This is a genomic window from uncultured Xylophilus sp., assembly GCA_913776965.1.
GTDB lineage: Bacteria > Pseudomonadota > Gammaproteobacteria > Burkholderiales > Burkholderiaceae_C > Xylophilus.
Genome location: CAJYQL010000058.1, coordinates 11796 through 24018, shown reverse-complemented (window position 1 = coordinate 24018; position 12223 = coordinate 11796). Strand labels below are relative to the sequence as shown.

Sequence of the window (12223 nt, the reverse complement as noted above, 5' to 3'; positions counted from 1 at the left end):
AACGGGCGTCGGTGGAGGGCGGGCCTCAGCCCGGCAGCTGGGCGAGCACGTGGCGCGCCATCTCGTCGCGGGTGCAGACCCACACGTCGGGCGCGGCCAGCACCCGGCCCATGATCTCGTCGAACACCCAGGCGACCGAGGGGCGGCCCATCACGTGGGTATGGCCGGTCACGTCGAGCATCAGCGGCACCGTCTCGCGCTGACGGTAGGCGTCGAAGCAGTCCTGGAAGGTGTCGAGCATGTGGCGCGCGCCCTGGCCGTAGCGGATGCAGGTGGGCAGGTCGTTCACGTCCATGGTGAGCGGGATGCCGACGATGCGCTGGCCGCCGCCGAAGTCCATGACGTAGGGCCGGTCGTCGTCGTTCACGTCGCCGTGGTGTCGGTAGCCGGCTTCGGCCAGCAGGCGCGAGCTGATCGGGCTGCCGGTGCCGCGCGGGCTGATCCAGCCGGTGGGCGCGACGCCGGCCGTGGCCTGCAGTAGATCGTGGTTGCGCTGCAGGTTGGCCCGCTCGCCGGCCTCGTCGAAGTACACCGGGATCACGTCCATGCCCCAGGAGTGGTTGACGATTTCGTGGCCGAGGTCGGCGATGCGTTTGACGGTATCCGGGTCGCGCTCGCAGATCACGCCGTTGGTCATCACGCTGGTCTTCACGCCGTGCTTCTCGGCGATGGCGATCAGCCGGTGGATGCCGCGCACCAGGCCGAAGCTCGCCCACGAATGTGCGTTGGTGTCGAAGAACCCGGGCTTGAGCACGTTGCCCATCGGCCCGATGCCGGGCGCCTGGCCGTCGGACCAGGCTTCGTAGGCGATGTTGAACACCACCGCGACCCGCTTGCCGCCGGGCCAGCGGAAGTCGTCGGGCAGGCGGGTGATGCGGGGTTCGTTGGACGCGGCGCTCATGCCGCGTCCTCCACCGGGTTCGACAGCGTGCCGATGCCCTCGATCTCGATCTCGATCGTGTCGCCGGGCTGCATCCACACCGGCGGGGTGCGGGCATAGCCCACGCCGGCCGGCGTGCCCATGATCACCACGTCGCCCGGCTCCAGCGTGATCGCCTCGGTGATCAGGCGCAGCGTCTCGGCCACCGGGAACAGCATGTTGCGGGTGTTGTCGCTCTGCATGACCCGGCCGTTGAGCCGCGACTCGATCTTCAGACCGACAGCGCCCGGCGGCAGCGCCGACGCCGGCACGAAGCACGGGCCGAAACCGCCGGTGCGGTCGAAGTTCTTGCCGATGGTCCATTGCGCGGTCTTGCGCTGGTAGTCGCGCAGGGTGGCGTCGTTGAAGCAGGCGTAGCCGGCCACGGCCGACAGCGCGTCGGCGTCGGTCAGGCCGTGGCAGCGCCGCCCGATGACGACCGCCAGCTCGGCCTCGAAGTCGAGCTTCTGCGAGACACGCGGCCGCACGACCGGCGCGCGGTGGCCGACCAGCGAGGTCGGGCCGCGCATGAAGAAGCTCGGGTACTCCGGCCGGGCGTTGCCGCCTTCGGCCGCATGGTCGGCGTAGTTGAGGCCGAGGCACATCACCTTGCCGGGACGCGGGACCACAGGCAGCAGCGTGACGCTGTCGAGCGGGTGGACGGCGCCGGCGGGCGCGGCGCGGGCGGCGCGCCCGCCGGCGGCGAAGGCGTCGGGGCCGGCGGCGGCGAGCGCCACCATGTCGCGCGGCAGCGCCGCGTCGGCGGCCTGAAGGTCGACGACGGTGTCGCCAATGACGGCGCCGAGCCGGGCATCGCCCGCGGTGCCAGTGGAGAAGGTGACGAAGCCGAAGGTCATTTGTCGATAAAAACGTTGGATTGCAGTTTTGTCGACAAAATAATAGACCACTAGAATATTGCCGACACATAAGGAAAACCCGCGGATGGACACCCTCGCCCCTGCCCACCCCAGCGAAGCGTCTTCGGTCGCGCCGAGCCTGACCCGCCAGGTCCACGAACGGCTGCGCGCCGATCTGCTCGGCGGCCACTGGCAGCCCGGCGGCAAACTCCCGATGCACCTGCTGCGCGCCCGTTACGACGTTGGCGCGAGTCCGCTGCGGGAATCGCTCGGCCGGCTCGCGACCGAAGGGCTGGTGGTGCACCACGACCAGCGCGGCTTCTGCGCCGCGGCGGTGTCGGCGGCGGAACTGCGGGACGTGGTGGACACCCGGGTGGCGCTGGAATCGATGGCGCTGGCGCAGGCCTTCGCGCGGCGCACGCCGCAGTGGGAGGAGGCGCTGGTGCTGGCCTTCCACCGCCTGTCGCGCACGCCGCGCTCGGTGCAGGTAGACAGCTACGAGGAGAACCCGCAGTGGGAGGTCTACCACCGGGCGTTCCACCGGGCGCTGCTGTCGGCCTGCGGCTCGCCGGTTCTGCTGGGCTTCTGCGACCAGCTCTACGACCGCGCCTACCGCTACCGCCAGCTCGCAGCCCGCAAGGCCTACAAGCGCCGCAACGAGCAGGACGAGCACCAGGCGATCTTCGACGCGGTGATGGCCATGGACCTGCCGACCGCGCAGCGGTTGCTGGCAGGGCACTACGAACGTACGGCGGCGCTTTTCACCGGCACGTTAGGCAAAGGCTGAGCTGCCGCTTACCGCGACGTGGTGAGCAGAAGGTTGCGGGCCCCAGGGGCTGGATGCGCCGTCGCCCCAAGCCGGGCCCACATCATCACGCAGCAGACCAGTGCCGCCTGGCCGTGATCGGGAAAAAGGCTGCCAGTCCGGATCCATGCATCGCCATTCCCGTGAATCATTGGTCACGCTCTCCGGCATCTCCAGCACGGGCCGCCTCACGCGCTTGCTATTTTTTGCATAGCTACAGGTGCAGTACCGATCTACGCAATCGGCCGATTTCCTTCCTAATCATCCAGCGGCATATCGCGCCACCCAGGCCCCAACCGCCACCGCACTGCGGAACTCGTCGGCCGCCCGGGCCGGAACGTCCGGATGGCGCGCATTCCACTGCCGCGCGAGTGCGCTGCCCGCGCCGATCTCCAGCACGCAGGCGACGCCCCGCTCGGCGATGCCGTCCATGCAGTCGTCCCAGCGGACGGTGCGGTCGATCTGCGTGGCGAGGGCGCTGCGCAGGGACGCCGCATGCGGCACACGGGCGCCGGTGGCGCACGCGAACAGCGCGGCGCGCGGGGTATGCAACACCTCCGCCGGCATGGCAGCGAGAAGATCGGCGAACGCCTGCGCGGCATCCGCCATCCAGCGGGTGTGGGAGGCCAGCGCGACGTTGATCGGCGTGCAGTGCGCGCCCATCGCCGCCGCGTCGGCCTGGGCGGCGGCCAGCGCGGGGCGCGGTCCGCCGAGCACCGCCGTGGCCGTACCGCTGCGGATCGCCAGGGCGACGCCGTGGCGCACGCAGAGCGCGTCGATCGCCGCCAGCGGCAGCCCCGACACGCCGAGCAGGCCGGTGGGCGGCTGGCGGGTGGCAGCCCGGTCCATCGCCGCGGCGCGCTGCCGGGCCAGGGCGACGGCGGCATCGGCGGTGCAGGCGCCCGCGGCACTGCAGGCGGCCAGTTCGCCGACGCTGTAGCCCGCCACGGCGGCGGGCGGCGGCAGGCCGGGCGCGAGCTGCGCCCAGGCGGCCAGCGCCAGCGCGGTCAGCAGCGGTTGCGCGAAGGCGTTGCGGCCGGCGGCGGCGGGGTCGGCCAGGGCGGCGCGCCAGTCGCGGCCGGCGATCCGGTGCACCGCGGCCATGCCGGCGCCGTCGTCGTCCAGCCACGGCAGCATCGCCGGCTGCTGCAGGCCCTGGCCGGAGAACAGCAGGGCGAACGCCATGGGGCCCCGGGTCAGGGCCGCACGCCGCCGACGCGCTGCAGCCAGCAGGCGGCGGCGAGCATGTCGGCGGCACCGCCCGGCGACAGCCGGCCGGCGACGAAGCGGCGGTGCAGCGCCCAGGCAGCGGCCAGGCCACCGGGCCGGGCGACGCCGCCGGCCTGCAGGAAGGCTTGCGCGGTGCCCTGCACGTCGCGCAGCGCCGACAGGCCGCCGCGGTGCGCGAGGTTGGTGTCATCCAGTGCCGCCATCGCGTGGAACAGGGCGTCGCAGCGGGCCCGGTCCGGCGGCACACCGGACCGCAGGCCCCGGTCGAGGGCCGGCGCCACCCGCTCGAACAGCGTCGGAAAGCCTGCCGCCGCCTCCTGCCCGGCGCTGCGCAGGCCGTGGCGCGCGGCGGCGATGCCGCCCGGCAGGCCGCTCGCGCGCCCGGCCCGCGCCGCCAGCGCCGGGCCCCAGTGCCGCAGCAGCGCCGCGCGTACCGCGTGGGGCGGCAGGCCCGCGGGCGCTGGTCCGCCGTCGCGCAGCACGGCACCGCCGGCGGCGCACAGCAGCCCCAGCGTGAAGACCGCGCCGCGGTGGGTGTTGATGCCGCCGGTGGCGGCCAGCATGCGGGCCTCGGCGTCGCGGCCGCAGTTTTCCAGCGCCGCGAAGGGTGCCTGCGCCCAGCCCAGTGCGGCGATCCGCGGAAAGTAGTGCCGCAGCGCGAACAGGCTGCGCAGGAAGGTGCGCGCGTCCATGTCGGTGTGGCTGCCGCTGTCGACGAAGGACACCAGCCCCGGCTTGGGCGCCAGTGCCAGCTCGTCGTACAGCGCGACCGTCGCAGCCCGGCCCAGCGCCTGCAGTGCGGCCGTCGGCGGCCGTGGGGCCGCGTCGACGTACAAGGGCACCGCGCGGTTCAGGCGCATGCCGGCTCCGTCACCAGGGATGGCGCACCGCGCCGGCACAGCCAGCCGTCGTCCATCTCCAGCGTGGCGCCGTCGCGGCGCTTGACCAGTACCTCCGCCGCGGCGCCGGTGCGCCAGAGCCGCCATTCGCGCCAGGCAACGGCCGCCCCGTCCGGGAACTGCAGTTCGCCGTCGATGCGGGGACCGGGCAGCGCCGCAGCGGCCAGCCGTGCGGCGGCGCGGTCGGCGGCCTCGGCGCCGTCCACCGGCACCAGCAGGTCGATATCGGAGGCCGCATGCCGGTAGGCCAGGCCGGTCAGCCGCTCCCAGCCGTAACTGCCGTAGACCGCCGCGGCCAGGCCGTCGGCCGCCAGCGCCGCCTGCAGCGCCTGCCAGGCCGGGCGCGCATCGCGCGGCAGCAGCGATGCGACTGCCGCCATGCGCGGGAACCCGTCGGTGTACAGCACCGCCGCCTCGGGCACCCGCAGCGCGATGCGCAGCCGACCCCAGCGGGCCGGCGCGGGCAGGCCCAGCGCCACCTCGGCCGACGGCACCGGCCCGCTGCAGTCCGACTGCCGGGTCACCACCAGCGGCAGCTGGTGGGCGGCCCAGTGCGCGAGGCAGTCGCGGGCCGCGGCGTCGGCCAGCAGCGACGGGCCAGCGCACAAGGCACTCCAGCCGTCATCCGACAGATACACGAGACCGTGGCGCTGCAGCGGCGGCATGGGCGGTTCTTTCACGGTCGGTGCGGCCTCAGGCGGCCTCCAGCACCCGCTGCGCCACCTCGGCGGCGAGCCGGCGGCCGCCGCGCTCCCGGCCGGCCTCGGCACGGCGGTCGGCCGGGTCGGCATCGGCCAGGGCGCCGCGCAGGCACTGCCGCAGGTCGCCCTCCCAGAGCCGGCGCACGCCGCCCATCGCGACGTAGTTGCCCACGCCCGGCGCGAACACCGGGTTGGCCTGCGACAGCTCCTCGAGCAGTGCCTCGGGCAGTTTGGTGACCCGCGCCATCGCGGGGATGCGCATCACCCGGATCTCGGCACCGGGCAGCGCGTCGCAGGCATCGGCGATCAGGCCCGAGGTGATGAAGCCGCCGGACAGCGCCTGGTCGTAGACCAGCCCGAGCACGGTGTGGCCCTGCCGCCGTGCATGGTCGATCGCCATGCCGAGATGCGCCATCGCGCGGTGGATGCCGAGCAGCTCGTCGCGCCGGCGCAGCTGCTGGCCCTGGGTGTCGATCAGCAGCAGGAGCGGCCGGCCCGGGTGCTGCGCGACGGTGTCGAGCACCACGCGGGCCTGCGCCAGCGCCAGCTGCACGCCGATCGCCGCATGGCCGGTGGTGCCGACCACCGCGATCTCCCGCCTGTCGAGCCGGGCGGTGCCGTGCAGGAAATCGCCGTCGGCGACGATGCCGTGGTCGGGGCCGAACAGCGTGGCAGCGAGGGTGGTCCAGTCGGGATTCATGCCGGCCAGCGTACGCAGCCCGGCCGGTCCGATCAATCAAGCCGGCCGCACGATCCTTCCGCCCGGCGGAACGAACCGGGCCGGGTCAGGCCGCCTGCGGATCGACCGCCCACGGCGCCTGCGCGAAATGCGCGGCCAGGAAGGCGATCAGCGCCTGTACCCGGGCCGGCTTGGCGCGGCCCGGCGGCGTGACGATGTGCAGCGCGATGGCCGGCGGCGTCCAGTCCGGCAGCGTCGTCTCGATCCGGCCGCTGCGCAGGTCGTCCCAGGCGAGGAACTCCGGCTGCAGCGCCAGGCCGAGGCCGGCGTGCAGTGCGGGCACCAGCGCCTCGGCGTTGTCGACCTGCAGCATGGCGGGCACCACCTGCGCGAAGTCGCCGTGCCGCGGATGGCGGAAGCGCCAGGCTTCGCCGCCGCGGCTGCGGGTGTAGCGCAGCGCCCGGTGCTGCGCCAGGTCGCGCGGATGGGCCGGATGGCCGTGCCGCGCGAAGTACGCCGGCGCCCCCACCAGCAGCAGGCGCACGCTGCACAGGCGCCGCGCGAGCAGGCTGGAATCGGGCAGTGCCGCGATGCGCAGCGCCAGGTCGAAGCCCTGGGCCACCACGTCGGTCAGGCCGTCGCTGAAGTGCAGGTCCAGCACCACGTCCGGATGCAGCGCCATGAAGCGCGGCAGCGCCGGCCCCAGGTGCGACACGCCGAAGGACATCGGCGCGGCGATCCGGATCGTGCCGCGCAGGCTCTGCGACTGCTCGGTCAGCTCGGCTTCCACCGCCTCGCCTTCGCCGAGGATGCGCGCGGCCCGCTCCAGCGAGGCCTCGCCGGCGGCGGTGAGCGACATGCGGCGCGAGGTGCGGTGGAACAGCGTGGTGCGCAGCCGGGTTTCCAGCCGGCCGATCGCCTTCGACACCGTCGGCTGCGACAGCGCCAGATCGGCTGCCGCCCGGGCGAAGGAGCCGGTTTCGGCCACCTTGGCGAAGATCGCCCAGGCCTCCAGGTCGGGCAGGCGGCTCATGCGGCGTCAGAGGTCTTCATGGCGCTTTGGGAATGGATGGTTTTCCATCTTTTCTATTCTCTTCACGGTCGGCCGATCCTACAGTCGTCTCCATCGCCACACGGCCCACCCGACAGGAGCAGACACCATGATCGAACACCGTCCCTTCGCCACCCTCGGCGGCGCCGACCACGGCTGGCTCGACGCCAAGCACCATTTCTCGTTCGCCGGCTACCACGATCCGGCCCGCATGGGCTGGGGCGCGCTGCGCGTCTGGAACGACGACACCATCGCCCCCGGCACCGGCTTCCCGCCGCACGGCCATGCCGACATGGAAATCATCACCTACGTCCGCGAAGGCGCGATCACCCACCAAGACAGCCTGGGCAACCAGGGCCGCACCGAGGCGGGCGACGTGCAGGTGATGAGCGCCGGCACCGGCATCCGCCACTCGGAATACAACCAGGAGCCGGTCACCACGAAGATCTTCCAGATCTGGATCCTGCCGGACCGCCGCGGCGAGGCCCCCGCCTGGGGCGCCAAGCCGTTCCCGAAGGGCGACCGCTCGGGCCAGTTCGTGGCGCTCGCCAGCGGCATGCCGGGCGACACCGGCGCGCTGCCGATCCGCACCGACGCCCGGGTACTGGGCGCGACGCTGAAGGCCGGCGAATCGGCCGAGTACCCGCTGGGCGCCGAGCGCCGCGGCTATCTGGTCACCGCCCACGGCGAGGTTGAGATCGACGGCGTGGTGCTCGCCCCGCGCGACGGTGCGGCGATCCGCGACGTGGCGACGATCCGCGTCACCGCGCGGTCGGATGCGGAGCTGGTGCTGGTGGATACGGCAGCCTGACGGATAAGGCGGTCTGACCGCCGCGGCCACGACCGCGTGCCGGGTCGGCGTCAGTCCAGCTTGATGTTCGCCGACTTCACCACGCCCGCCCAGCGGGCGATCTCGGCGTTCACGTAGTCGCCGAACTGCGCCGGCGTGAGCGTGCCGTAGGTCGCGCCGTTGGCGGCCCAGGCGGTCTTGATCTCGTCGGCCGCGCCGGCGCGCTTCACCTCTTCGACCATGCGGGCCTGCATGTCGGCCGGCGTGCCCTTCGGGGCCCACAGGCCGTACCAGGTGGTCACGTTGTAGTTCGGCAGGCCCACCTCGGCGGCGCAGGGCACGTCGGGGAAGGACGGGTTGCGCTTCGGGCCGGCGACCATCAGCGCCTTGATCCGGCCGCCCTTGATGTGGCCGGCGGAGGACCCCAGGCCGTCGAACATCATGTCGACGTTGCCGGCGATCAGGTCCTGCAGTGCGGGGCCCGCGCCGCGGTACGGGATGTGGGTGATGAAGGTGCCGGTCTGCTGCTTGAACAGCTCGCCCGCCAGGTGGTGCGAGGTGCCGCCGCCGGCCGAGCCGTAGTTGAGCTTGGCCGGGTTCTTCTTCAGGTGCTCGAGGAAGACCTTGAAGTCGGGCGCAGTGACGCGTTGCGGGTTCACCACCAGCACCTGCGGCACCTCGGCCAGCAGCGCCAGCGGCACGAAGTCGCGCTGCAGGTCGTAGTCGAGCTTGGGGTACACCGACGGCGCGATCGCATGGTGGATGCCGCCCATGAACACGGTATACCCGTCGGCCGGGGCGCGCGCCGCGATGGTGGCACCGAGCGTGCCACCGGCGCCGCCGCGGTTGTCGACGATCAGCTGCTTGCCCGTCTGCTTGGCGAACTGCGCCGAGAACGGCCGCGCGAAGGCGTCGGTGCCGCCACCGGCCGGGAACGGCACCACGACGGTGATCGGCTTGGCCGGCCAGCCGCCGCCCGCCGGCGACTGGGCCCGCACGCCAAGCGCGGTGCCGGCGAGGCTTGCGGCGGCCGCACCCAGCAGGCTGCGGCGGGCGAAGAGGGGAGAGGTCTGCATGGCGTGTCCTTTGTCTCGTTTGTCGTTGGAAAAAATCCGGGGAGCGCCCCCAACTATCGCAGCGTGCCGGGCGGGCCGTCGCCGGGGATGGAAAAAGTCGTCGGCCGCCCTATATCCGCGCTGGCAGCAACCGCTGCAGCGCGCCCACATCGAGCTCGGGCACCCGCTCCGGCTCGGCCACGCCCAGCCCGCGCCACAGGCGCATCGCATCGTCCTCGGCGCCGTCGTTCCAGCCGGCCTCGGGCGCCGACTGCAGCCGGCCGGCGAGCAGTGCATGCTCGGCCTCGAGCGCGGCCAGCGTCACCAGACGGGACGCGTCGGGCCGGGCCAGCAGCGCCCGTGCGGCGTCGCGGAAGGCCTGCACGTCGTCCTCGACCAGACGGTCGCAGTCGCCGGTGAGCCAGCGATGCTTGCCGCCGGTGGTGCGCCAGACCAGCGCCCGGTCGCGCGCGTCGAATTCGTCCACGCCGTGCGAGGCCTCGATCACCTCCGGCCCCGACATCGCGTGGCGGCCGGTGTCGCTCATCACCACCCAGTCGGCGCAGCGCGCGACGATGCCCATGCCGCCGAAGCAGCCGTTGGCCCCGCCGATCAGCACGACCACCGGAATGCCCGCGGCCCGCACGTCGAGCAGCGCCCGCATCACCTCCGACACCGCGATCAGGCCGGCGTTGGCCTCGTGCAGCCGCACGCCGCCCGATTCGGCGAGCAGCAGCACCGCGGCCGGCCGGTCGCGCAGCGCGCGGCGCAGCAGGCCGACGAGCTTGGCGCCGTGCACCTCTCCGACACCGCCGCCCATGAAGGCGCCCTCCTGCGCCGCGACGAAGACCGCCTGGCCGCCGAGCGTCGCGCGGCCGACGGCCACGCCGTCGTCGAACGCGCAGGGCACGCCCAGCTGCGCCAGATGCGGGCTGACCAGCCGCTCGGCCGGCGGCAGCCATTCGTGGAAGCTGCCGGCATCGACCAGCAGGTCCAGCCGCTCGCGGGCGGTGCATTCGGCATAGCTCGTCACGGCGGCGCTCATGCGGCGGCTCCCGGCAGGGCGGACACCGCCTGGTCGAGCCGCAGGCTCACCACCGCGGGTGTGGCGCCCATGTCGTGCACCGACACGCGCACCCCCGCCAGGCCGTGGCGCGAATGGAAGTCCTCGACCACCGCGGCCCAGATGCCGCCGAAGCCGCGGGCCGAGGTCTCGATACGGACATGGCATTCGGTGCTGTCGACCGGCTCCAGCAGCACTTCCAGGTTGCCGGAGCCGACCACGCCGACCAGCACCGGCGCAAAGGCGCCGGCCGGGCGGTAGCCGGCGAAACGGTAGTCCAGGGTTTCCAGACCGGGGGCGGTGTCGCTCATGCAAGGGGTCCTCGTCGGCGCGGTGCGATGGGATGGGCGGGCGGGCGGGCGGGCGTCGAAGGCTCACCAGTTGCGGAAGCGCTGCGGCGGCCGGTACAGCCCGCCGGAAGCCCGCACCAGGTCGCGCATGCCGCGGGCGGCCAGCAGGTTGCGGGTGGCGTCGCGCGGGTCGATGCCCAGGTCCTGCGGCCGCTGCACGATGCCACGGTCGCGCAGGTTCTCGACCATGCGTTTGTCGCGCGCCAGCCCGACCGGCGTGTAGCCGGCGACGCCGCGGATCGCCTGCGCGCGCTCCTCGTCGGTGCGGCAGAGCAGCAGGTTGGCGATGCCCTCCTCGGTCAGCACATGGGTCACGTCGTCGCCGTAGACCATGATCGGCGGCAGCGCCATGCCGGTCTGCTGCTGCAGGGTCCAGGCGTCGAGCGTCTCGACGAAGGCCGGCTGCATGTGCTCGCGGAAGGTCTCGACCATCTGCACCACCAGCTTCTGGCCGCGCGGCGTGCCGGCGGCGCCGGCGCGGCCGGCTCGCGCCTGCTGGCCGGCCTTGAGCCACGCCGGGCTGGCATGCCGCCGCCCGCGTGCATCGGCGCCCATGTTGGGCGCGCCGCCGAATCCGGCGATGCGGCCGAGCGTGGCGGTGGAGCTGTTGCCGTGCAGGTCCATCTGCAGCGTGGAGCCGATGAACAGGTCGCAGGCGTAGTGGCCGGCCGCCTGGCAGAACGCGCGGTTGCTGCGCAGGCTGCCGTCGGGGCCGGTGAAGAACACGTCGCCGCGGGCGCGGATGTAGTCCTCCATGCCCAGCTCCGAGCCGAAGGAATGGATCGACTCCACCCAGCCCGCCTCGATCGCCGGGATCATCGCCGGGTGCGGGTTGAGCGCCCAGTGCCGGCAGATCTTGCCCTTCAGGCCGAGCGATTCCGCGTAGGTCGGCAGCAGCAGCTCGATCGCCGCGGTATCGAAGCCGATGCCGTGGTTGAGCCGCTGCACGCCGTACTCGGCGTAGATACCCTTGATCGCCATCATCGCCATCAGCACCTGGATCTCGCTGATCTGCGCCGGGTCGCGGGTGAACAGCGGCTCGATGAAGTGCGGCCGCGGCGCAGGAACCACGAAGCTCACCCAGTCGGCCGGAATGTCGATGCGCGGCAGCGTGGTGGTGCCGTCGACCAGCTCGTTGACCTGCGCGATCACGATGCCGCCCGAGAAGGCGGTGGCCTCCACGATCGCCGGCGTGTCCTCGGTGTTGGGGCCGGTGTAGAGGTTGCCCTCGGCATCGGCCGCCTGGGCCGCGACCAGTGCCACGTTCGGCATCAGGTCGACGAAGTAGCGGGCGAACAGTTCCAGGTAGGTGTGGATCGCGCCGATCTCGATCCGCCCGGCGGAGGCCAGCTTCGCGAGCCGCGCGCCCTGCGGGCCGGAGAAACTGAAGTCGAGCCGGCTGGCGATGCCGTTCTCGAACACGTCCAGGTGCTGCGGCAGTGCCAGCACCGACTGCACCATGTGCAGGTGGTGGACCCGTTGCGGATCGAGCCTGACCAGCGCCTCGGCCAGGAAGTCGGCCTGCTTCTGGTTGTTGCCCTCCAGGCAGACCCGGTCGTGCGGCTCGATCACCGACTCCAGCAGAGTGCCTGCCGCCTCGGCGGCGCAGACCTTGCCGCGCAGCAGCGGCCCGAGCGCGGTGGCGGCACGGCCCAGCCGGTGGGCCCGGGCCAGGGAGCGGAGGTTCCAGCGCGGTGTGGCGTTCATGCGGCGGACGATAGGCCGCGGTGCCGGCGCGATCAATCAAGCCGGATGGCAGATAGTTACGTCCAGCGGAACGAACGCCGCGCAGGATCGTCGGCCCGGCCGGGCGGCGTGCGGTGT

The 12223-nt window shown here is 72.9% G+C and carries 13 protein-coding genes; 2 read left to right on the top strand and 11 right to left on the bottom strand.

The genetic code is table 11. The annotated features are described in order from the left end of the window. Positions 1-25: 25 nt before the first annotated feature. Together QZ500_RS08580 and QZ500_RS08575 are read right to left on the bottom strand one after the other, a co-directional pair. Positions 26-901 (bottom strand): polysaccharide deacetylase family protein, encoded by an 876-nt coding sequence (locus QZ500_RS08580; RefSeq protein WP_295853766.1) that lies wholly within the window; start codon positions 899-901, stop codon positions 26-28. Then, positions 898-1776 carry a fumarylacetoacetate hydrolase family protein gene (locus QZ500_RS08575; RefSeq protein WP_295853764.1) on the bottom strand — a complete coding sequence of 293 codons (879 nt, stop codon included), beginning with the start codon at positions 1774-1776 and terminating at the stop codon, positions 898-900. The genes QZ500_RS08580 and QZ500_RS08575 overlap by 4 nt, the downstream gene beginning before the upstream one ends. An 85-nt stretch (positions 1777-1861) precedes the next feature. Here QZ500_RS08575 and QZ500_RS08570 point away from each other — a divergent pair, with 85 nt between their 5' ends. Beyond that, complete coding sequence (locus QZ500_RS08570; protein WP_295853761.1) at positions 1862-2563, top strand: FCD domain-containing protein; 702 nt, start codon at positions 1862-1864, stop codon at positions 2561-2563. 279 nt (positions 2564-2842) lie between these two features. On the opposite strand, the gene QZ500_RS08565 is transcribed toward QZ500_RS08570, so the two are convergent. From QZ500_RS08565 to QZ500_RS08545, 5 genes are all read right to left on the bottom strand, one after another. Continuing rightward, positions 2843-3766, bottom strand: a complete 924-nt coding sequence (locus QZ500_RS08565; protein WP_295853759.1) for an acyltransferase domain-containing protein — start codon at positions 3764-3766, stop codon at positions 2843-2845. Between the two features lie 11 nt (positions 3767-3777). Next, positions 3778-4671 carry a triphosphoribosyl-dephospho-CoA synthase gene (locus QZ500_RS08560; RefSeq protein WP_295853756.1) on the bottom strand — a complete coding sequence of 298 codons (894 nt, stop codon included), beginning with the start codon at positions 4669-4671 and terminating at the stop codon, positions 3778-3780. Then, entirely contained in the window at positions 4662-5375 is a 714-nt protein-coding gene (gene mdcG, locus QZ500_RS08555; protein WP_295853754.1) for a malonate decarboxylase holo-[acyl-carrier-protein] synthase, read from the bottom strand. Before mdcG ends, QZ500_RS08560 begins: the two co-directional genes overlap by 10 nt. A gap of 28 nt (positions 5376-5403) precedes the next feature. Next, positions 5404-6111 carry a biotin-independent malonate decarboxylase subunit gamma gene (locus tag QZ500_RS08550; RefSeq protein WP_295853752.1) on the bottom strand — a complete coding sequence of 236 codons (708 nt, stop codon included), beginning with the start codon at positions 6109-6111 and terminating at the stop codon, positions 5404-5406. Positions 6112-6196: 85 nt separating this feature from the next. Beyond that, positions 6197-7123, bottom strand: coding sequence for a LysR family transcriptional regulator (locus QZ500_RS08545; RefSeq protein WP_295853750.1), 927 nt, complete (start codon positions 7121-7123; stop codon positions 6197-6199). Between the two features lie 127 nt (positions 7124-7250). Here QZ500_RS08545 and QZ500_RS08540 point away from each other — a divergent pair, with 127 nt between their 5' ends. Further along, positions 7251-7952, top strand: coding sequence for a pirin family protein (locus QZ500_RS08540; RefSeq protein ID WP_295853747.1), 702 nt, complete (start codon positions 7251-7253; stop codon positions 7950-7952). Between the two features lie 50 nt (positions 7953-8002). Here QZ500_RS08540 and QZ500_RS08535 read toward each other — a convergent pair whose 3' ends face one another. From QZ500_RS08535 to mdcA, 4 genes are all read right to left on the bottom strand, one after another. After that, a complete protein-coding gene (locus tag QZ500_RS08535) occupies positions 8003-9007 on the bottom strand; it encodes a tripartite tricarboxylate transporter substrate binding protein (protein ID WP_295853744.1) in 1005 nt (334 codons plus the stop codon). Between the two features lie 109 nt (positions 9008-9116). After that, positions 9117-10019, bottom strand: a complete 903-nt coding sequence (locus QZ500_RS08530; protein WP_295853849.1) for a biotin-independent malonate decarboxylase subunit beta — start codon at positions 10017-10019, stop codon at positions 9117-9119. A gap of 8 nt (positions 10020-10027) precedes the next feature. Continuing rightward, entirely contained in the window at positions 10028-10360 is a 333-nt protein-coding gene (gene mdcC / locus QZ500_RS08525) for a malonate decarboxylase acyl carrier protein (protein ID WP_295853738.1), read from the bottom strand. 63 nt (positions 10361-10423) lie between these two features. Further along, complete coding sequence (gene mdcA / locus QZ500_RS08520) at positions 10424-12106, bottom strand: malonate decarboxylase subunit alpha (RefSeq protein ID WP_295853735.1); 1683 nt, start codon at positions 12104-12106, stop codon at positions 10424-10426. Positions 12107-12223 lie beyond the last annotated feature (117 nt).